Here is a 21,130-nt window from a genome sequence, read left to right on the forward strand (position 1 = left end):
GTATCGGGGCGAATCTCCGCGGTTGTGCACACTGGCCCTATGACACGACGGGTTCGACGACCTCTTCTGGCAGTTCGCGCAGCACGACCTTCATGATCTTGCCGGTGGCCGTGCGCGGCAGAGCGTCGACGAAGGTGACGTAGTCGGGCACCTTGAATGCCGCGATCAGGTAGCGAGTATGCGTGAGCAGGTCGACCTCGGTCACGAGGGCGTCCGGGCGGAGCACGACGTAGGCCCTGGGCCGCTCGCCCCACTTCGGATGCGGCATGCCGACCACGGCGACGTCGAGCACGGTCGGATGGGTGAGCATGGCGTTTTCGACCTCGATCGTCGAGATGTTCTCGCCGCCGGAGATGATGATGTCCTTGGCGCGGTCCTTGATCTCGATGTAGCCGTCCGGGTGCATGACGCCGAGGTCGCCGGTGTGGAACCAGCCACCGCGAAAGGCATCCGCTGTGGCCTGCGGGTCTTTGAAGTAGCCGAGCATGATGTTGTTGCCGCGCAGCACGACTTCGCCGATGGTCGCGGCGTCGGCCGGAACGTCGGTCATGGCCGAGTCGACGATGCGAGCCGATTCGGCCTGCACCATGCCCACTCCCTGGCGGGAGATCTTGCGGGCACGCTCGTCAGCGGGCAGGTCATCCCACTCGCGCTGGTATTCGCAGATCGTGTACGGACCGTAGACCTCGGTGAGACCGTAGACGTGCACGACCGTGATGCCGAGGGCGTCGAGCTGTTCGATCACGCTCGGCGACGGCGGGGCACCGGCTGTGGTGATCGAGAGCGGCGTCTCGAGTACGTGCTTCATGGGAGCGTTGGCGATCACGCCGCACACCGTGGGGGCGCCGCACAGGTTGGTCACGCCGAGGGTGTCGATGGCCGACCAGACCGATTGGGCCCGCACCGTGCGCAGGCAGACGTGGGTGGCACCGGCCGCGGTGACCGCCCAGGGTGTGCACCAGCCGTTGCAGTGGAACATGGGCAGCGTCCATAGGTAGACGGAGTCGCTCGTGAACTTGTTGTGGAACACCTCGCCGAAGGAGTTGAGGTAGGCACCGCGGTGCGAGTACATGACGCCCTTCGGCTTGCCCGTCGTGCCCGAGGTGTAGTTGATCGAGATCACCGATCGCTCGTCGGAAACCTCCCAGGCCAGCGGCTCGGCGGAGTCGTTGTCGGCATCGGCCAGAAAGGACTCCAGCGTCTGCTGGCCCACATCGAGTCCGCTCTCGGTGATGCCGAACTCGCCGTCGGCGATTTCGATCACGCCCTTCAGGGCAGCGGATGCCGCGAAAGCGTCACCGACACCGGCGACCAGCTCGGCGTCAATGAACAGCAGGGTGGCCTCTGAATGCTCGAGGACGTAGTGCACCTCCGGCCCGGCCAGCCGTGAGTTCAGCGCGACGAGCACGCCGCCGGCCAAGGGCACGGCGTAGTGCGCGATGAGCATCTCGGGTATATTCGGCGCGAGGAATATGACCCGGTCGCCAGGCGTGATGCGCGAGCGGATGGCGTGGGCCAGCTCCTCCGCAGCCTGCGAAAATTCCTGGTAACTGTAGCGACGAGATCCGTAGATAATCGCATCCTTGTTTGGGAATACTTCAGCGCTGCGCTGCAGGAACCGCATGGGTGTGAGCGGTGAGTCGTTGGGTGAGTTTGTGGTGCTCAGGGTCAGGTCGATCATGCGGGACTCCTTTGTCCGAAAAGATGATGCAAGCGAAAGCTCGTGCAGGTCGAACCTAGTGGAAGGCGCTGACCCCGGTCAGGTCGCGACCGATGAGCAACGACTGGATGCTCTCGGTGCCCTCGTAGGTGTGGATGGACTCGATGTCGGCAAGGTGCCGAATGACGTGGTTCTCCAGCAGGATGCCGTTGCCGCCGAGCATGTCGCGGGCGAGGGAGGCGAGCGAACGCGCCGCGCGGGTGTTGTGGAACTTGGCGAGGCTGGCCTGGATGGGCCGCAGGGTGCCGGCGGCGTCCAGTTCGGCCAGCCGAATACAGTGCAGCTGCATCGAGGTGAGCTCGGAGAGCATGAGGGTGAGCCGCTCCTGAACGATCTGAAAACCGGCAATCGGCTTACCGAACTGCACGCGCTGCTGCGCATAGTTGAGGGCAGCCTCAAACACGGCTGTGGCGTGACCGAGCGCCGACCAGGCGACCCCGAGCCGGGTCGCGAACAGAACGACTGCCGTGTCTTTGAAGGTGTGGGTGCCGGGCAGAACAGCGTCGAGGGGAATCCGCACATCGGTCAGGGTGATGCGCGCCTGGTGTACCGCGCGCAGCGAGCCTTTGCCGAGCATCGTCTCGCCGTGGTAGCCGGGCAAAGCCTGGTCGACCAGGAAGCCGCGTACATTGCCGTCGTCGTCGCGGGCCCAGACCACGGTGACGTCGCCGACCGAGCCGTTGCCGATCCATTTCTTCTCGCCGTTGATGACCCATTCGTCGCCGTCGCGGTGTGCGGTGGTCTCGAGGCCCACCGAGTCCGAGCCGTGGTCGGGTTCGGTCAGCGCAAAGGCACCCAGCTTCTCGGCGCGGGCCAGCGGCACCAGCCAGGTGGCCTTTTGCTCGTCGCTGCCGAACATGGCGATACTGCGCAGGGCGAGCCCGCCCTGCACGGCCACGACCGTGCCCATCGAGCCGTCGCCGCGGGAGACCTCCATGTTCACCAGGCCGGCCGCGAGCGGGGACATGGGGGTGAGGCCCGGCCCCTCGACTCCGTCGGTGAGCAGATCGAGTTCGCCCAGGCGGCGAGCCAGGTGCAACGGGTACTCCGCCTTGTCCCAGGCCTCGCTCAGCTCGTCGAGGGTCTCCACCGCGAAGGTGCGAGCCCGGCTCCAGAACGCTCGATCAGCTTCGGGCACATCGGCGAAAACACCGTAGTAGTCGGTGTCGAGCGGGGCGGAGACATCGTAATCGGGCATCATTGCCTTTCGCAGTAGCAGGTGTGACTTCAGTTCTATCTGACACTGAGTCTCACGTCAAGTGACACTTGGTGTCAAATTGCTGTGGATCGAAGTCGGTTCTCGATCACGCGGGCGACGTCTGCCGGCAGGGCAGAGGCGGAAAAGACCGCGACGAGCAGCTCGCTCGCGCCCCTGGCCGATTCGCCGACGGGTGCAAAGCGATTGCGCACGGCGTGCAGCTGCGCCGCCAGACCGGCCGAATCGAGCACCGCGCTGGCGTCGCTGGCGCGAATCATGCGCCGCAACTCGAAGTTGTGCGTGGCCGTGACGGCCGCCGCAAATTGAATCGCCACCACCGGGTCGACGCCCGGCAGACAGCGGCGCAGATAGGCCGAGAACGTTTTCTCGTAGCGGGACACCATCACCGTTTCGCGGTCGCGCAGAACGGATGTCTGGCGCACGACCAGGTCGCGCACCCGCACGATCTCGAGGCGCTCGCGAAACCGCTCGAATACGAGCGCGGCGGCATCGCACACAGCCAGCCAGGGGTCGGGGTGCGAGGCGTCGAAAAACTTGTCGATCTGCTCGAGCAACTCGTCGTGGTCGGCGAAGATCACATCGTCTTTCGAGCGGAACTGACGAAAGAATGTGCTGCGGGAGACGCCAGCGGCTGCGGCGATCTGCGCGGTACTGGTGGCTTCGTAGCCCTGTGCCTGAAACAGGCTGACAGCGATGTCGGCGACGGCCACGCGGCTGCGGGCATCCGTTTGGCGGGGGGCGGAATCGCGCGCGAGATCTGTGGACGCGGTGGGTGCAGACGGATCAGACATGGTCTGGCGAAAGTAGCACGGAATGAGGTGAGCGGACGCCGGGGAGTGCCGGCCCAAAGTGTCCCAGTGGAAGGCGGGCGGGGGGACGGGCGAATGCACAAGGTTTCCATAAGGCCTACATCGCACTCTTACAGCATTCGCTCACCCTGAAGAGATAGGTGCGTCATGAGCAGGTTCGAAGGTCAAGGAATCATTCGCAGCGACAGCAATGCCAGCGGAATGCGAGGTAGCCCACCGCCCAAGGACCATGGAAAACCACGAAGGGTCTTCGGTAAGCCCATGCGCATGCTCGCCGCCGGCATGGCCGCCGTGCTCTACGCCGGACTCGGCCTAACGGCCGCGCTCCCGGCCCAGGCAGCGACGGTCGGCCAGGGGTTCGCCGTCACTCCCTCCGACCTCGCCTACATCCTCAAGCAGATCAAGATCGCTGAAGCCCACGTGGCCAACACCACCTCCGCTACCGGCCCCTGCGGCGCGCTCGTCGGCACCGGCACCAACCAGATAGCCAGCCCGCTCCTTTCGCTCGGACTGCGCACGGTCGACGGCTCCTGCAACAACCTGCAGCCCGGCCAGGACCAGTTCGGCGCCGCCGACCAGGTCTTCCCGCGCCTCGCGACGCCGGTCTTCTCCCCAGCGGATGTCACTCCCGCCGGCTTCGGACCGCCAAACCCAACCTCCTACGCCCAGAAGCAGGGCCTGGTCTTCGACTCGGAGCCGCGCACGGTGAGCAACCTGATCGTCGATCAGACCTCGACCAACCCGGCCGCTATCGCCGCCGCCGGTAACCCGGTGCGCACCCAGGGCAACGAGGGCGTTGTAGCCTGCACGACCGACCCGAGCCCCACCGTGCCGTTCGGCATCCCGGCCGGCTGTATCCCCTCCCACGAGACGCTGTTCATGCCGAATGTGACGACTGACGTCGGCCTCTCCCCGCCGTACAACTCGATGTTCACCCTCTTCGGACAATTCTTCGACCACGGCATTGACCAGACGGTCAAGGGCGGCGGCACGGTATTCGTACCGCTGCAGGCCGATGACCCGCTGGTCGCCGGCCCGGACCACGTCTTCGGCAACGGCGACGACCTCGACCCGAGCCTGCGCTTCATGGTGCTGACCCGCGGGCAGAACCAGCCCGGTGTCGATGGCGTGCTCGGCACGCCCGACGACGTGCAGGATGCCCTCAACACGGACTCGCCCTGGGTCGACCAGAGCCAGACCTACAGCTCGCACGCCTCGCACCAGGTCTTCCTGCGCGAGTACGTGACCGAGGGCGGGCGCCCAGTTGCCACCGGCAAGCTGCTCGGCGGACCGGCCGGACCGACCGCCGGCGGCATGGCGACCTGGGCCACCACCAAGGACCAGGCCGCGAACGTGCTTGGGCTGCTGCTGGCCGACAAGGATGTGCTCAACGTTCCGATGCTCGCAGCGGATGCCTACGGCAAGTTCATCCCCGGACCGCTGCGCGGAATGCCGCAGTACGTCACTGCGACCGGCCTGGTCGAGGGTGATACCGCCAACCCCGTATCAGTACCGGGCGACGTGCTCTACTTCAAAACCCCGTTCTTGACCGACATCGCGCACAACGCGGAGCCGAAGGCCGGACTGACCCCGGATGCCAACACCACGGCATCCGCTGATTTCGCCGGCCAGCCAGCCGGAACCTACGACGATGAGATGCTCAATGCACACTTCATCGCGGGAGACGGTCGCGTCAACGAGAACATCGGCCTGACCGCCGTTCACCAGGTGTTCCACTCGGAGCACGACCGCCTTATCAACAACATCGAGAACACCCTCACCAACGACACCTCAGCCAGGGGTGTTGCCGCTCTGGCCGAGTGGAAGCTGGCCAGTGGGGCTGGCGGCTGGAACGGCGACCGCCTGTTCCAGGCTGCCCGGTTCGTCACAGAGATGGAGTACCAGCACCTCGTGTTCGAAGAGTTCGCGCGCAAGGTGCAGCCCGGTATCAACCCGTTCGAACCGTTTGCGTTCACTCAGACCGAGATCAACCCGGCCGTCACAGCGGAATTCGCCCACGCGGTGTATCGCTTCGGTCACTCCATGCTGACCGAGACGATCTCGCGAACCAATGCGGGCAAGCCGGGTGCTGACGGCGTGTTCGGCACGAGTGACGATGTGGCGGGAAGTCAGAACGATATCTCCCTGCTCGATGGGTTCCTCAACCCGCCCGCGTACACCGACGGTGGCCCCGATGGGCAGCTGACCTCGGAGGAAGCCGCGGGCAGCGTCATCATGGGTATGAGCGACCAGGTCGGCAACGAACTCGACGAGTTCGTCACTGACACCCTGCGCAATAACCTGCTGGGCCTGCCGCTCGACCTGGCCTCGATCAACATGACCCGTGCACGATCAGAAGGCGTGCCGCGGTTGAACGTGTTCCGTCGTGACCTGTTCAACAAGACCAACGACGGGGCGCTCAGGCCGTACACGAACTGGATCGACTTCGGGGAGAACCTCAAGCACCCGGAATCGCTGATCAACTTCGTGGCCGCCTATGGTCAGTTCGACACCATCACGAGCGCGACCACGCTCGACGGCAAGCGCGACGCCGCGCGACTGATCGTGAGCCCTGACGCCCTCGCGGGAGAATTTTCTCCGGACGGAGCCATGGACTTCATGAACAGCACGGGAGCGTGGGCCAACTCGGGCACGCACTCGATCACGGGTCTCGACGAGGTCGACCTCTGGGTCGGCGGACTCGCGGAGATGACGACACCCTTCGGGGGTCTGCTCGGCACGACGTTCAACTACGTGTTCGAGAAACAGATGACCGATCTGCAAAACGGTGACCGGCTGTACTACCTGGCCCGCACGCCCGGCATGAACCTCCGCACCCAGCTGGAGGGTAACTCCTTTGCTGAGCTGATGATGCGCAACACGAACGCGCACACCCTGAAGGCCGACCCCTTCGCAACGGCCGACTGCAAGTTCGAGTTGAAGAACCTGGCTGGAACCGTCGCAGGGTTCTCGGCTTCGGGCAACACCGTCGCCAATGACCCGCAGTCCGAGTGTGATGAGACGGCGCTGCTGATTCGCATGCCCGACGGCACGATCAAGTACCGTGCCCGCAACGCGGTCGACCCCGCTGGTATCAACGGCCAGGCGGTCTACAACGGAACGAGCGGAAGCGACCGGGCCTACGGCGGCAACGACAACGACACCTTCTGGGGTGGCCTCGGTGACGACGTCATTGACGGCGGTGGCGGTGCCGACGTGGCTCTCGGTGGTGAAGGCGACGACATCATCACCGACTTCGCCGGAGACGATGTTCCCAAGGGCGGCCCCGGCAACGACGCGATCGATGCCGGTCCCGGACTTGACATCATCATGGGTGGCGAGGGCAAGGACTTCACGAACGGTGGAGCCAACGCCAACGAAACCTTCGGTGGTGCCGGCGACGACTTCATCATGCTCGGTGAAAGTCTCGACGCAGCCTTCGGTGACGGTGGCGACGACTGGGAAGAGGGTGGCAACCAGCCCGACCTCATGATTGGAGACAGCAGCAACCTGTTCTTCCTGGACGACTCACAAAAGCCCGGGAACGACTTCATGATTGGCCAGGGCGGCGATGACGACTACGACATGGAGGGTGGCGACGACATTGGCGTTGCAGGTCCGGGAATCGAAAAGAACGCTGGCGGTTCCGGCTACGACTGGTCGACCGGCCAGGGTGACCCGCAGGCGCAGGACGCCGATCTGGCCCTGCCGATCGCGCCCCTCGACATTCTGCAGGTCGGTGTGCGCGACAAGTTCAATGAAGTCGAGGCACTTTCCGGCTGGAAGCTGAATGACATCCTGCGTGGTGACGACCTTGTTCCCAGTGCTGTGGGTGGCGGCGGCTTCATCGGCTGTGACGTTCTAGACCAGGCCGGAGTGGACCGCATTGCGGGCTTCGACGCGCTGATTCCGGAATTCACGACCACGCTGGCATCCGTTGTGGCGCTGTCGGCCCAGGGCGATTGCCCGATCCTGACCGGCCCGAACGTCTGGGGCAGCGGCAACGTTCTCCTGGGTGGCGGCGGCGGCGACCTGATCGAGGGACGAGGAGCTGACGACATCATCGACGGTGACGCCTACCTCAGCCTTCGCCTGAGCGTTCGGACCAACCCGAACGATGCGGCGACGGAGATTGGCAGTGCCAGCATCAACGGCACGAACCAGAGCGCGATGACCAGCCAGTACCTCTCTGACGGCGCCGGTGGACTCACCGGACCGACTCTGCAGGAAGCTGTCTTCGCCGGCACCGTCAACCCGGGTAACATCGTGGCGGTTCGCGAGATCCTCTACGGAACGGGTGGTGTCGACACCGCGCAGTTCTCTGGTCTGACCAGCGACTACGAGGTGACGACGACCGGCGGCGACGGCACGCTCGGTTCGGCGGGATCGACCACTACGGTGATCGACAACCGCGGCACCGACGGCACCGACACCCTGCGCAACATCGAACGCCTGCAGTTCAGCGACACCGTGGCTCCGGGAACCCCGACCGTCGTCGCTGCCGTTGCCGGTAACGGTCAGGCAACCGTTGACTGGGTAGCCTCGCTGACCGGTATCCCCACCAGCTTCTCGGTGAAGGTGCTCGACTCGGCCGGAGCCCAGGTGGGCGCACTGCGCACCGCACCCGGAACCGCGTTCAACCTGGTTGTCACCGGGCTGAACAACGGCTCCAGCTACACCTTCCAGGTATCGGCGACCAACGCGGAAGGAACGAGCGCATTCTCGGCATCGTCCAACGCGGTGACTCCGTCGGCACCGGTGGTGCAGGTGGTTGCTGGGGCTCCGACGATCGGTACCCCGGTCGCCGGTAACGCTCAGGTGACCGTCAACTGGACGGCCCCGGCACCGGTGGCCAACCAGGCGACGATCACGGGCTACCGGGTTCGCACCTACGAAGGAACGAGCGCCACGGTGTTCCGAACCTCGCTGGTCGCTGACGTCTCTACCGTCACGATTACCGCTCTGACCAACGGAACCGGGTACTCCTTCGATGTCGCCGCGATCAACTTGGTCGGCACCGGAGCAGCCTCGGCTCGTTCGGAGGTCGTTACACCGACCGCCCCCGTTGTGCAGGTGGTGGCTGGTGCTCCGGTAATCGGAACCCCGGTCGCTGGGAACGCGTCGGTGACCGTCAACTGGGCAGCCCCGGCCGCGGTGGCCAATCAGGCACCGATTACGGGCTACCGGATTCGCACCTTTATCGGTGCGGGTGCGACGGCAACCGGCACGACGACGGTGGCTAACGTCACCAGCGCCGTGATCGGGTCGCTGACGAACCGCACCGGGTACACCTTCGATGTCGCCGCGATCAACTCTGTCGGCACCGGAGCGGCCTCGGCCCGTTCGGTCGCGGTCACCCCGCGCACGGAGTTCGTGCTCCCCACGGTGACCGCACGCACACCGGCCTCCGGCGCCCGCTCGGTCAGCCAGACCGGAAACCTGACGGCAACGTTCAGTGAGCCGGTCAACGGGGTCAATGGCACGACGTTCGTGCTGCGGCGCGGCACCACGGTGATTGCCGCCGTGGTCTCGTATAACGCCACGACGCGAGTCGCGACGCTGAACCCGAGCGTGACGCTGCTCACCGACCGCATCTACACGGCCACCCTTTCGGGCATCCGTGATGCGGCCGGCAACACGATGGCGACGAGCACCTGGTCGTTCACCACCGGTCCGGCTCCGACGATCACCGCGAGGACTCCCGCCGCGGGAGCCACCGGGGTGCGCCGGAACGCCAACGTGACCGCGACCTTCAGTGAAGACATCACCGGAGTCAGCGCGAGCACGGTTGTGATCACCCGGGTTTCCACCGGAGCGGTTGTCGCATCGGCGGCGGCGTTCAACGCCACCACCAACGTGCTGACGATCAACCCCTCGGTGACCCTGACCTCGAACGTGCAATACCGGGTGACCATCACCGGTGGAAACACGAGTGTTCGAGATCTCGCGGGCAACCCCCTAGTGACGAGTACGTGGACCTTCACGACCGGCACCGTGCTCTAGGCCAGGGAACCTGAACCATCCCTCGACCGACCGGCCGGCAACTCTTCCCGAGTTGTCGGCCGGTTCGTGTACGCCGGCGATCTTCCGTCACTGGAGCCTTGAGAATCGCAGACAATCTCCTGCGCGCCACCCTGGCGCCAACCCCAGTATTTTTACAAGCTCCGGCTGACATCGTTCCTACAGGCGTGAAGAGTTCTTCACCTTATGGAATGGAAGGGGCACCATGAAAAAATCATCTGACCGGTCGGAACGAGTCGGATTGTGGTTGCCGGGTCGGCGCCAGACGGCGCTGGCGGGGCTCGCTGTCGCCGTGCTGTGCTCCAGCCTCGTGCTCGCCATCCCAGCGGCCCAGGCGGCCGTTCCGACCTTTCCCGACAACATCGTGGTCTTTCCCAACCGGGACTTCGTCGTTCTCGAGGGCTACCAAGACCATCTGGGTGAGACGGCGACCGTAGAGGTCAGCCGCGCCGGTGTCGGTGTGATTGGCTCAGCCGAAGCTGTTGTCCAGGCCGGCGACGTAGCCTTTGAGATCAACCATCCCGGCGGCGTGTGCTGGGGTGCCGGGACCGGCCTCCAGGTAACCCCCGATATCCTCCCGGCGGACACCGTATCCGTCAAATTTGGTGCCACCGCTTCCGGGGACACCCTGGTCCAAGACCTGTTCGTGACCGGCCGTGCTGTGCAGAGCGGCACCACCGTCACGGTTACCGGCCATATCGGCGCGACGGTAAATCGGGCACAAGTTGAACAGCGCATCATCGAGCCGGCGTTGGTGCCAACGACCGTGCAGCGCCGTGATGTGCGCGCAGTGCCGGGTCCGATGGCCCGCGCACCCAAGGGCGGCTACGACTCCAGCCTGGAATTTGACCTGGATGGACCGAACACCTTCACTGCCACGTATGTTTTCGACCAACTTGATGCGGCGCAGCTCGCAGCCGATGCGGGCGGCGAGCGAGCCATGGGATGGCAGGCCGAAGACCTCGACGCCAACCGCCAGGGCCTGACCATCGCCGAGTTTGGTGAACTGGGCGGCCCCGGCATGGGCGGCTGCCCCAACGGCCCGCTCCTGTCGGGCCCTCCCGGACCGACGAACGTCGCAGCCACCAAGGTAGGCAACGGGATCGCGGTCACGTGGACCCCCGCGCAGGCGATCCCCGGAACAGCAGCTATTACCGGGTACCGGGTCGTTGCCGTGGGGCAAACCGTCACGAACAACGAGCAAATTGAAATCGGAAAGCGCATCACCGGTCAGAGTGCAACCGGCGCCACTCTCACTTCTCTGGTCGCTGGGGAAACCTACGACGTGTATGTGGTCGCGGTCAGCAGCGTTGGAGAAACTTTCCCGGCCGTTCATGCCATCCCGGCAACCGACAACACGGCGCCTACCGTCGCGGCAACGCCGGCCGGCGGCACGTTCAATACCGCACAATCGGTCACGCTGAACGCCAACGAGACCGGAGCGGATATCTACTACACCGTCGACGGTTCCGACGTGGTTCTCGCCGGCGGTGTCATCTCCGACTCCGCCACGCTCTACAGCGGAGCGATACCCGTCGCCACCTCCACAACGCTCACGTTCAATGCCTTCGATCCCGCCGGAAACGTTTCGGCCACAGGGCACGCGGTATTCACGATCACTGTGGTCAATCCGGAACCTGATGTCGTTGCCCCCACGGTGACGGCGAGGACACCGCTGGCGGGCGCCAGCGCGGTCAGTGCGACCGACGACCTGACGGCAACGTTCAGCGAAGCGGTCACGGGAGTCGGCGACACCACATTCGTGCTCGCCAACGGTGCCACGACCGTTCCCGCCGTAGTGTCATACGACGCCAGCACTCGGGTTGCGACCCTGAACCCGAGCGCGACGTTGTCGGCCGACACGTCCTATACGGTGGCGCTGTCGGGAATTGCGGATGTTGCGGGTAACCTGATAGCTCCCGACGGCTGGTCGTTCACGACAGCCCCGACCGCACCCGTGGTGCAGGTTGTGGCTGGAGCGCCAGTGATCGGAACCTCGGTTGCGGGAAATGCTTCGGCGACCGTGAATTGGACGGCCCCAGTGCCGGTGGCCAATGCCGCCGCGATCACGGGCTACCTGGTGCGCACCTTCATCGGAGCGGATGCAACGGCAACTGGAACGACGACGGTGGCCGATGTCACCAGCGCGGTGATCGGGTCGCTGATCAATGGCACTGGGTATACCTTCGATGTCGCGGCGATCAATTCGGTCGGTACCGGGACGGCATCTGCTCGTTCGGTGGTGGTCACGCCGCGCACGGAGTTCGTGCTCCCCACGGTGACCGCACGCACACCGGCAGCCGATGCTCGATCGGTCAGCCAGACCGGCAATCTGACAGCAACGTTCAGTGAACCGGTCACCGGGGTGAGCGGTACGACGTTTGTGTTGCGGCGTGGTGCCACGGTGATTGCTGCCGTGGTCTCGTACAACGCCACGACACGAGTCGCGACGCTGAACCCGAGCGTGACGCTGCTCGCTGACCGCACCTACACGGCCACCCTCTCGGGCATCCGTGACGCGGCCGGCAACACGATGGCGACGAGCACCTGGTCGTTCATTACCGGCCCGGCTCCGACGATCACCGCGCTGACTCCTGCGGCGGGAGCGACGGCAGTTGGACGGCTGGTGAGCCCGACCGCGACCTTCAGTGAAGCCATCACTGGATTCACGGCAACGTCGGTGACTGTCACCCGTCCCGGCACGACGATCGCTTCGACCCTGTCGTTCAACGCGACTACCCGCGTACTGACGATCAACCCGAACGCCACACTCCTGGCGAACACGACGTACACGGTGACCATCACCGGTGGTACGGGTGCCGTGCGAGACCTCGCCGGCAACCCGGTGGCCACCCGCTCGTGGTCGTACACGACGGGAGCGGTGAACTAAAACAATCAACCGAATGACCCGGCTGGCGACCTTCGTATGGGTCGTCAGCCGGTCACCAAGACACCCCAACCAGGCAGTGTGGTCCAGAAAATCAGCAGGAGACGTCATGACATCACGTAGGGAAGTATTACAGCTGGGCGCATTCAGTGCTCTCGGCGCCATCGGAATGAGTGGAGGAGACGACCCGGTTTCCACTACCCCGCTCATAACGAAAAGCCTGCTGGCACCTGCGAACATGCCGGTGCCCTACGCCGGCGTGTTCCGTCGTCCCCCGGTATTATTGCCGTATGAGACAGGATTCGATGACGGAGACCCGTCGCGTCCCTTTGCCCGTTACGCACTCACCCAGAAGCTCGGTCAGGCCCAGTTTGTTCCCGGGTTAGCCACGACGGTCGCTGGCTATAACGGGATCTTCCCCGGCCCGACCATCCGGCTGTCCCAGGGCACCCGGAGCGAGGTGCGCATTCGCAACGCCCTGTCAACCAACGGTCTGCTACACCCGAGTGCGTTCAACACCGTCACCCACCTGCACGGCTCGGCGTCGCTGCCGCAGTACGACGGCTACGCTAACGACTTCACCGCCGTCGGCAAAGTCAAGAACTATCACTACCCCAACTGGCAGTCGGCGCGCACGCTGTGGTATCACGACCACAACATGCACATGACCGCGCAGAACGTGTACTCCGGGTTGGCTGGCATCTATGCCCTGCACGACCCGTTCGAACGGGCGCAGCTGCCCCAGGGTGAATTCGATGTGCCGATCATGATCTCGGATGCCATGTTCAAAGCCGACGGCTCCCTCGGCTACAACGACAACGGTCACAAGGGAGTGTGGGGTGACATCATCATGGTCAACGGTGTGCCGTGGCCCACGATGAAGGTCAAGCCCCGCATTTACCGGTTTCGAGTGCTGATCGCCTCAGTCGGACGCTCTTACCGGCCGACCCTCTCGACCGGTGAGCCGATGTACATCGTCGGCACCGACGGCGGTATGACGCCTACCGTTCAAGCGGTGAGATCGTGGCGTCAGGGCACGGCCGAACGCTACGAGATTCTGATCGACTTTCGCCGGTACAAGCCGGGGCAAGCAGTCGAGCTGCGCAACCTCAGCAACAAGAACAACGTGGACTTCGTCAACACCGGCAAGATCATGAAATTCGAGGTCGTAGCCGACTCCGGTTCGAACGTCGGTTCCATCTCTGCCATCCCCACCTCCCTCGACGACGGCGGCGCGATCCATTCCGCTTTGGGCGGCCTGGCCACTATGAGCCTCACCCCCGACATGGCCAAGGTGAAGCGGAAAATGGTGGTGGCGCGCGGTAACGGCCTGTGGAAAATCAACGATACGACCTGGGCCGATGTGGAGGCATCAAACTTCACCAAGCTGTTCGGTAATCCTCAGCCCTACGACGTGGAGCAGTGGACCATCACCAACTCCTCGGGCGGCTGGTTCCACCCGGTGCACGTCCACCTGGTGGACGGCAAGATCATCGGTCGCAATATCAACGGAGGCAAACCGTTTGCCTGGGAGAAGGGGCCGAAGGACGTCTTCTATGTCGGTGAGAATGAATCCGTCACGGTGCTGATGCAATTCGATACCGGGAAGGAGGCCGGCGGCCGTTACATGATTCACTGTCACAATCTCTCGCACGAGGACCATGACATGATGATTCAGTTTGCCGTGGGCGATTACCGGGTGAACGATCCGATCACCTCGGACGTTCCCGTGGTTGACAGCACGCCGATGGGCTCACTCCCGCCGGTCTACCGGCCGGAACTGCCGGCGGGCAGCTGATGTTCTCCGGGAACCGACTGGCTCCGGCGGTGTTGCTTGTGCTCATTCTGAGCGGCTGCACCGCCGGGGTAGCGGCCCCGGATTCGTTACCTAAGTCCACCGTTGCACCTGAACCCGGTGCCGACCTAGGCAACGACAGGCCGGTCGTGACCTTTGACGGCCTCATGGTGCGTCGAAGAGTGGCGCTCGCGGTGCGGGCTGACGAAAATACCGACATCCCCGTTCTGCGCGCCGAGCTCGAGCAGCGGGCGACGGATGCCAGCCTGACGTTGTCAGATATCGCTTCTGAGGTGCTCCCGGTGGGGCTCCTCGATCAGGCCGTGCCCGCGCCGACAATGCTGCTGCCCGCTGGTACGGAGGCTGCCCAAGCGCGTGCCTTGGTCGGGCCAGCCGTGATCAGACCGGAAGAATCCGTTTCGACAGAATCGGCTACTGAGGATCCAACCTATTTCGTGGTCGACGTGCTGGTACACGATCTTCGGTTTGAGGTCGAGGCGGATGAACCGGCCCAAGCGGCCGATTTGATCGCGACGGAAGGCATAGTTGCGGACGCGATCGGCAGCTACGGCACGGCTCTCGGCGACGGCCTGCTCGCGGTCGACTATGTCGGACCGCTGCTCAGTGATCGCTTGATTGAGTCTGTGCGGATTGAAATCGCCCGCGGGGCCGGTACTGCCGCGTCCCAGGTAGCCGTGCGGCCCGAGTCGCTGACCGGGGTTGGTGTGGACATGGCAACCGAGCCGTTTCCAGCTCCCGCTGCCATCGCCCAAACTATGGTGGACCACGTTACCGACGTGATGGCCCCGGTGCCCGTCACACCCAGCCCGTGGATCGGGTACTGGATCGGCCTTTCAGTGCTGCTGTCTGCGACCATGGCAATCGTATTATGGAGCGGGTTTCAGCGGCGGCGTCGAACCCTGGTTACCGTATTCGAGCAGGAGCAATCCGATCAAGGGTCGCCATGACCGAGGTGCCGCCGCCCATCCAGGAGCGCACCTCGAGCGAGCCCCCGGCGACCTGGATGGTGTCGCGCATGATGCGCAGCCCGAGATGATTGTCGGGGGCGTCCGCGGACAGGTTAAACCCGCAGCCGTTGTCGTGAATCAGCAGGATGGTGCGGTCGTCATCCTGCATCAGGGTGAGTTCGAGGACGCCGGCCCTGGCATGCTTCATGGTGTTGGCGAGCACCTCGCGGGCCACCCGGTAGAACATGGCGGCACGGTCGCGGTCGAGGTCGCAGTCGTCCGGAATATGGAGTTTGACGACGATGCCCCGCTCGATCAGCGGTGCGGTCAGCCGGGTCAAGGCGGCGGGCAGGCCGAGTTCTTCGAGGTCGGGCGGGTACAGCTCGGTGGTCATGGCGCGCAGGGTTTGCACGTTTTTCTGCAGGATGGCTTTGGCCTGGCCGAACAACGCCCGGTTCTCGAGGGCGGAATGTCGTTCCTCGGCCTCGAGGGCGTAGGACAGCCCTGCAAGGTCCTGAATGACATCGTCGTGCAGGTCGCGCGCGATGCGCTGGCGCTCGAGGTCGGATGCCTCGATGGCGTGCTGCAGGAGCTGGCGCTTGGTTGATTGATGGTTTTGGATGCGTCGGGCCAGTTGCACCGCCGGAAACAACTGGGCCAGTTGCAGGGCACCGAGGGACAGCAGGAAGGCGGGGATGAGGCCGACGACGAGAGCGCTCTGTTCGTCGCGGACCGCGTCGTCGTTGAAGTAGGCCTCGAAGATGAGAGGGTCACCCCTCGCCGATGAAGCGCGCACATAGACCTCGACCAGCTCACCGGCCTCTTTCTCGTTCTCGTCGCCGGGATCGGTCTGTATCCCCAGGGTGGCCCGCCCCTTTCCGCTGGCGAGCAGCTCGGGCGCCCACGATGGAAGAGTGAATTCCTGGCCGATCAACTTCGGGACGTCAGAATACACGATGCGGCCTGAGGGATCCCATACCTTGACGCGCACGATCGATCCGTCGGAGATGCGGGGGGCCAATCGGTCATCCAGCCGCCGGGTCGCGCCGGGGTCACCCGCAATAATCGCATCGGAGAGGAGCGGCCCGACGGAGTAGTCGGCGAGGCGTTGGGCGTGCTGAATAGCATTGTCCATGGCATTGCGTACAGAGAGTTCACGTACCCAGAGGGCAGCCGGTATAGCCACGAAGACCATGGCCACTATGCCCACGGCCAGAAAACGGCCGACCGCGCTGCGCACCTCAGAGCGCTCAGCCGACCGGGTGCGGTCGATGCTACTGGCACGAGGCTGCGCAGGCGTCCACTTAGACATGCTGCGCCGGCACCAGACCAAGTCGGGTCGCGATAACCACTGCTTCGAGTTGCGAGTGTGCCCCAAGCTTGCCCAGGATCGCCTTGACGTAGCCGCGGCAGGTGTTCTCGGAAATTCCGAGAACCCTCGCGTTGGCCCGCACGTCGGAGCCCTCGCCCATCAGTCGAAGCACGGCGAGCTCACGCTTGGTCAGCTCGGGAAAGGGGATCTCTTCGCTGCGCTGCCGCCGCCGGGCACTCAGCAGGCTAACGAGGGACGGATGCACGAGGAAACCGCCGATGCGCGCGTGCCGCAGGGTGTCGAGCACCGTCGCGAGGGAGCCGTCTTTGGGTAGGAACGCGCAGACCCCGATCGCGGCGGCCTGCTCGAGAGCCTCGAGGGCCGGGTCGCCGGTGAGGATGACAATTCGGGTATGAGGAGCGCGGGCGAGGATGGCTGTGGCCGCGACGAGACCGCTGCCGTCGGGAAGGTGATAGTCCATGACGACGACGTCGGGGACCAATTCCAGGCAGGCGGCGATGCCGGTGGCCACGCTGTTGGCCGAGCCGACGCTGCACAAATCGGGTTCGCGATTGAGCGAACCAGTGAGAAGCTCGGCGAAGGTGGTGTGGTCGTCGACGATGAGAATACGAATTTGCCCCATCGGGGTTGTGCCGACCGTGGCCGAACCGGGAAGTGACGCGGTCGCCGTGGTCCCCTGCATGCCGGGTTCCATCGGGGACGTCTGCGCGCTCATCTGCGGGAACCTCTCTGCCCGTTCCTGAGCCTCGATGCTGACGGAGCACACCGTGCTATTCCGGTTGGCGCAATAAGTATCAGGACAACATGAGTTTTTGTCGAGTCCTGTCTCTTTGGCCCCCCATATGGTATAAAGGCCGACAGAGTCAGCTCAAGCGCGAGCGACGGCGCGTCGCAGAAATGACGTGACAACATCAGTAGCCTCCCGGAGGGAATCCGCGACCGGCTCTGGTCGCGAAGAAGAAGTAGTGGTGGCAGTGTGCCCAGGCTCGTTCGTCGGCGACAGGCGAAGCTGGTCGTGCAGCATGAGCAGGGCGGACAGCACGTCGGCCAGGTCGCCGTCCCCGTCTGCGGTCGCGTGCAGCAACCGGAGCTGGGCCGCGCGCAGAATCGGGCCGGGAGCGCAGCCCAACTCGTCCTGCATCGCGCGACGACAGCGGTTGTAGGCCTGCAGGCCTTCGGCGTGACGCCCGCTCGTCTCCAATCCGAGAATGAGGGCCGTCCAGGCTCGTTCGTTCAACGGCTCGTCGGCCAGTGCGAGGTTCGCGAAATCGAGGGCGTCATCGATGCGGTGCAGGGCTGCAGCTGTTTCCGAAGCGAGAATGCGGGCGCTGGTGAGGCGGGCGGCGTGCAGATCGCGGGCTTCCATTGCCCAGGCCGGCAGAAGTTCGTCGCCGAGCAGCGGTGCGGCGGCGAGGTCCAGAGCGCGCAGCAACAGGGGATACGCGAGGCCGGGAATGGTCTTCTGCGCACGCTGCAGGAGTATGTCGAACTGGTCGAGGTCGACGTCGACGAGCTCACGGTCCAACACGTAGCCGCCGGTCGTTGTTTGCAGCGGGCCGAATTTTCCCGCGCCGGGCTGCAGGTGGCGACGGAGAAGGCTCACATAGCTTTCGAGGGTGGGCAGGGCTTCGAGCGGAGCGCTGGCGCCCCAGAGCAGTTCGATGAGGCGGTCTTTGGAGACCGGCAAGCCGAGGTGCACGAGCAGAATTTCAAGGATCTGGCGGGGCTTGGGCCCGCCCAGCTCATGGGCGTGCAGCACGACAGACCCCCGTCGAACGCTGAGGTTTCCAAAGACGTGCACGCTCAAGTGGGCCATTGGTGTCGCGGTGGGCTGTTCTCGGGTGACGAATCCAGTTGTCATGCTGACCTCCACTGTTGGAATGTAACCATGGTGCCCGCATGCCGATGGGCGGGGTAGCCGCGTGTGGAGTAGACATTTACCCCCAATCTCGGGGGATATTCTCAGGGTGCGGTGTGGTGCCCCGTTCCGAGCGATAACCGCGCGCCCTGCGGGCCGTTCAGAACCAGGGCGATGGCCTGATTCGGGATCTCAAAGACCAGGGTTGCCAGAACGGATGTTCCGGCCGCCGCCTCCCGCTGATGCGGGCGAGCCCGCCGGGGACGGCGGTCGTGTCGCCAAACGCGGTGCTGGGCTTCGCGCCGTCGTCGAGGCGAACCAAACGCAGCGTCGCGTTTGTGGGAGTCATGGCGGAATCTTGGTGCCGGCACCATGGGAAAACCCTGCTGGGGTGATTGGGTCACCGCTTAGCTACTGATGGTTTCCGGGCCCGGGCCGGGAACGGGTTGGACGTTGCAGTGGGGGTTAGTGGTGCGGCGGCGGGGCGGGGGCGAGAATGGCGAGAACCATGAGACGGAGTGTACCCGGGTGCGCGCCAGACCTGACCGGGCCCGGTCCCGGAAACTGGGCCCATATTCTAGGCCGGGCCCGGGACTCACGGATTGGTGTCCACCGTCAAACTGTGCGTGCCGGCCGATCGCGCTGGCCCGCACGCACAATTCGGCCAGCGCCGGCGCGTGCCGCTGGCCGCGCCATCAGCTTCCGCGATCAGTGCTCGTCGGCTCCGAGTACGCGCAACGGCAGGTAGACCGAGCTACCCATCCTGGTGAACTCAGCCGATTTCTCCGCCATCCCGGCCTCGATCGCCTCGAGGCTGGTGAGGCCGTTCTCTGCGGCGTACACCCGAACATCTGCTGAAATGCGCATGGAACAGAATTTGGGACCGCACATGCTGCAGAAATGGGCGGCCTTGGCCGGGCCGGCGGGCAGCGTCTCGTCGTGAAAGCTTTGCGCGGTGTCGGGGTCGAGCGAGAGCGCGAACTGGTCGGTCCAACGAAACTCGAAGCGGGCCCGGCTGAGGGCGTCGTCGCGTTCCTGCGCGCGCGGATGCTGCTTGGCCAGGTCGGCGGAGTGGGCGGCGATCTTGTAGGTGATCACTCCGGTCTTCACGTCGTCGCGGCCCGGCAGGCCGAGGTGTTCCTTGGGGGTGACGTAACAGAGCATGGCGGTGCCGGCCTGGGCGATGATGGCCGCGCCGATCGCGCTCGTGATGTGGTCGTAGGCCGGGGCGATGTCGGTGGCGAGCGGGCCGAGCGTGTAGAACGGGGCTTCCTCGCAAAGTTCCTCCTCGAGGCGCACATTTTCGACGATCTTATGCATCGGCACGTGGCCGGGGCCTTCGATCATCACCTGCACGCCGTAGGATTTGGCGACCTTGGTGAGCTCGCCGAGGGTGCGCAGCTCGGCGAACTGGGCCTCGTCGTTGGCGTCGGCGATGGAGCCGGGACGCAGCCCGTCGCCGAGCGAGAAGGTCACGTCGTAGCGGCGCAGAATCTCGCACAGCTCCACGAAATGGGTGTAGAGAAAGCTCTCCTGATGGTGGGCGAGGCACCAGGCGGCCATGATCGAGCCGCCGCGGGAGACGATTCCGGTCACCCGATTGGCGGTGAGCGGCACGTAGCGCAGCAGCACTCCGGCGTGCACGGTCATGTAGTCCACGCCCTGCTCGCACTGCTCGATCACGGTGTCGCGGTAGATCTCCCAGGTGAGCAGGGCCGGGTCGCCGTTGACTTTTTCGACGGCCTGGTAGAGCGGAACGGTGCCCACCGGAATGGGCGAGTTGCGCATGATCCACTCGCGGGTGAGGTGGATGTCCTTGCCGGTGGAGAGGTCCATCAGGGTGTCGGCGCCCCAGCGGGCGGCCCAGACCATTTTTTCGACCTCTTCGGCGATCGACGAGGTCACGGCGGAGTTGCCGATGTTCGCGTTGATCTTCACGGTGAAGGCCTTGCCGATGATCATCGGCTCGCTCTCGGGGTGCATGCGGTTGGCCGGAATGACCGCGCGGCCGCGGGCTACCTCGTCGCGCACGAGCTCGACAGAGACGCCCTCGCGGGCGGCGATGTAGGCCATCTCCGGGGTGACGATGCCGGCCCGGGCCCAGACCAGCTGGGTCGCAGCGCCGTCGATGGGCAGCGGATGCTCCCACCCGGCCCGGGTCTTCGGCAGCCCCTTCTCGAGGTCGATCGTGGCCGTGTCATCGGTGTATGGGCCGGACGTGTCGTACAGGTCGAAGTGTTCGCCGTTGCTGAGGTTCACCCGGCGAACCGGAATTTCGAGCCCTGGCCAGGCCGGCACCGGTTCGTAGCGTTTGCTGCTGCCCTGGATCGGGCCGGTGGTGACGGTTTCAGACATGGAGATTTCGTCAAGTGTGCGCATGTTCTCGAACTTCCTACGCCGGCATTACCCGGACAGGTTCAACGGTCGACGGCCCTGGCCGTCCTCTCAGCTCGCTGGTGCGCGCTCCCGTGGGTTGTGTGTCTTCTGACTCCTTCACCCTAGCGTGAGTCCTGTCCATGC

Annotated in this window: 12 protein-coding genes and 1 riboswitch; of the genes, 4 read left to right on the top strand and 8 right to left on the bottom strand. The window is 64.7% G+C overall.

Going from position 1 to position 21,130, the window contains the following annotated elements:
* Positions 1-37: 37 nt before the first annotated feature.
* The 3 genes from E3T29_RS07320 to E3T29_RS07330 form a co-directional block, all read right to left on the bottom strand.
* Entirely contained in the window at positions 38-1,681 is a 1,644-nt protein-coding gene (locus tag E3T29_RS07320; protein ID WP_134344853.1) for an AMP-binding protein, read from the bottom strand.
* A gap of 55 nt (positions 1,682-1,736) precedes the next feature.
* Positions 1,737-2,921, bottom strand: a complete 1,185-nt coding sequence (locus tag E3T29_RS07325) for an acyl-CoA dehydrogenase family protein (RefSeq protein WP_134344854.1) — start codon at positions 2,919-2,921, stop codon at positions 1,737-1,739.
* Positions 2,922-2,992: 71 nt separating this feature from the next.
* Positions 2,993-3,730: a TetR/AcrR family transcriptional regulator gene (locus E3T29_RS07330; RefSeq protein ID WP_134344855.1), complete on the bottom strand. Its 738-nt coding sequence runs from the start codon at positions 3,728-3,730 to the stop codon at positions 2,993-2,995.
* 165 nt (positions 3,731-3,895) lie between these two features.
* Between E3T29_RS07330 and E3T29_RS07335 the strand changes: the two genes are divergently transcribed.
* The 4 genes from E3T29_RS07335 (at position 3,896) to E3T29_RS07350 (ending at position 15,419) form a co-directional block, all read left to right on the top strand.
* A complete protein-coding gene (locus tag E3T29_RS07335; protein WP_134344856.1) occupies positions 3,896-9,751 on the top strand; it encodes a peroxidase family protein in 5,856 nt (1,951 codons plus the stop codon).
* A 223-nt stretch (positions 9,752-9,974) separates the two neighbouring features.
* Positions 9,975-12,659: an Ig-like domain-containing protein gene (locus E3T29_RS07340; protein ID WP_134344857.1), complete on the top strand. Its 2,685-nt coding sequence runs from the start codon at positions 9,975-9,977 to the stop codon at positions 12,657-12,659.
* A gap of 106 nt (positions 12,660-12,765) precedes the next feature.
* Entirely contained in the window at positions 12,766-14,454 is a 1,689-nt protein-coding gene (locus E3T29_RS07345) for a multicopper oxidase family protein (protein WP_134344858.1), read from the top strand.
* Between the two features lie 146 nt (positions 14,455-14,600).
* The gene (locus E3T29_RS07350) at positions 14,601-15,419 is read left to right on the top strand and encodes a hypothetical protein (protein WP_134344859.1); all 819 of its coding nucleotides are present in this window, start codon (positions 14,601-14,603) and stop codon (positions 15,417-15,419) included.
* On the opposite strand, the gene E3T29_RS07355 is transcribed toward E3T29_RS07350, so the two are convergent.
* The 5 genes from E3T29_RS07355 to thiC all read right to left on the bottom strand — a co-directional run bounded on the left by E3T29_RS07355 (position 15,376) and on the right by thiC (position 20,989).
* Complete coding sequence (locus tag E3T29_RS07355; protein ID WP_134344860.1) at positions 15,376-16,731, bottom strand: sensor histidine kinase; 1,356 nt, start codon at positions 16,729-16,731, stop codon at positions 15,376-15,378. The genes E3T29_RS07350 and E3T29_RS07355 overlap by 44 nt on opposite strands.
* Positions 16,724-17,467 (bottom strand): response regulator transcription factor, encoded by a 744-nt coding sequence (locus tag E3T29_RS07360; protein WP_134344861.1) that lies wholly within the window; start codon positions 17,465-17,467, stop codon positions 16,724-16,726. The genes E3T29_RS07355 and E3T29_RS07360 overlap by 8 nt, the downstream gene beginning before the upstream one ends.
* Before the next feature lie 153 nt (positions 17,468-17,620).
* A complete protein-coding gene (locus tag E3T29_RS07365) occupies positions 17,621-18,613 on the bottom strand; it encodes a BTAD domain-containing putative transcriptional regulator (RefSeq protein ID WP_241987691.1) in 993 nt (330 codons plus the stop codon).
* 157 nt (positions 18,614-18,770) lie between these two features.
* Positions 18,771-18,959: a hypothetical protein gene (locus E3T29_RS19605; protein WP_166790011.1), complete on the bottom strand. Its 189-nt coding sequence runs from the start codon at positions 18,957-18,959 to the stop codon at positions 18,771-18,773.
* Between the two features lie 359 nt (positions 18,960-19,318).
* A complete protein-coding gene (thiC, locus tag E3T29_RS07375) occupies positions 19,319-20,989 on the bottom strand; it encodes a phosphomethylpyrimidine synthase ThiC (RefSeq protein ID WP_134344863.1) in 1,671 nt (556 codons plus the stop codon).
* Positions 20,983-21,091, bottom strand: a riboswitch (TPP riboswitch). It overlaps the preceding gene by 7 nt.
* Positions 21,092-21,130 lie beyond the last annotated feature (39 nt).

The organism is Cryobacterium sp. TMT1-66-1 (assembly GCF_004403435.1).
In the GTDB taxonomy this organism is placed as follows: Bacteria; Actinomycetota; Actinomycetes; order Actinomycetales; family Microbacteriaceae; genus Cryobacterium; species Cryobacterium flavum.

What these genes read in the sequence shown, in the direction of transcription:
- E3T29_RS07320 (WP_134344853.1), bottom strand. Translation starts at nt 1,681, where the DNA reads ATGATCGACCTGACCCTGAGCACCACAAACTCACCCAACGACTCACCG.
- E3T29_RS07325 (WP_134344854.1), bottom strand. Translation starts at nt 2,921, where the DNA reads ATGATGCCCGATTACGATGTCTCCGCCCCGCTCGACACCGACTACTAC.
- E3T29_RS07330 (WP_134344855.1), bottom strand. Translation starts at nt 3,730, where the DNA reads ATGTCTGATCCGTCTGCACCCACCGCGTCCACAGATCTCGCGCGCGAT.
- E3T29_RS07335 (WP_134344856.1), top strand. Translation starts at nt 3,896, where the DNA reads ATGAGCAGGTTCGAAGGTCAAGGAATCATTCGCAGCGACAGCAATGCC.
- E3T29_RS07340 (WP_134344857.1), top strand. Translation starts at nt 9,975, where the DNA reads ATGAAAAAATCATCTGACCGGTCGGAACGAGTCGGATTGTGGTTGCCG.
- E3T29_RS07345 (WP_134344858.1), top strand. Translation starts at nt 12,766, where the DNA reads ATGACATCACGTAGGGAAGTATTACAGCTGGGCGCATTCAGTGCTCTC.
- E3T29_RS07355 (WP_134344860.1), bottom strand. Translation starts at nt 16,731, where the DNA reads ATGTCTAAGTGGACGCCTGCGCAGCCTCGTGCCAGTAGCATCGACCGC.
- E3T29_RS07360 (WP_134344861.1), bottom strand. Translation starts at nt 17,467, where the DNA reads ATGAGCGCGCAGACGTCCCCGATGGAACCCGGCATGCAGGGGACCACG.
- E3T29_RS07365 (WP_241987691.1), bottom strand. Translation starts at nt 18,613, where the DNA reads ATGACAACTGGATTCGTCACCCGAGAACAGCCCACCGCGACACCAATG.
- E3T29_RS19605 (WP_166790011.1), bottom strand. Translation starts at nt 18,959, where the DNA reads ATGACTCCCACAAACGCGACGCTGCGTTTGGTTCGCCTCGACGACGGC.
- thiC (WP_134344863.1), bottom strand. Translation starts at nt 20,989, where the DNA reads ATGCGCACACTTGACGAAATCTCCATGTCTGAAACCGTCACCACCGGC.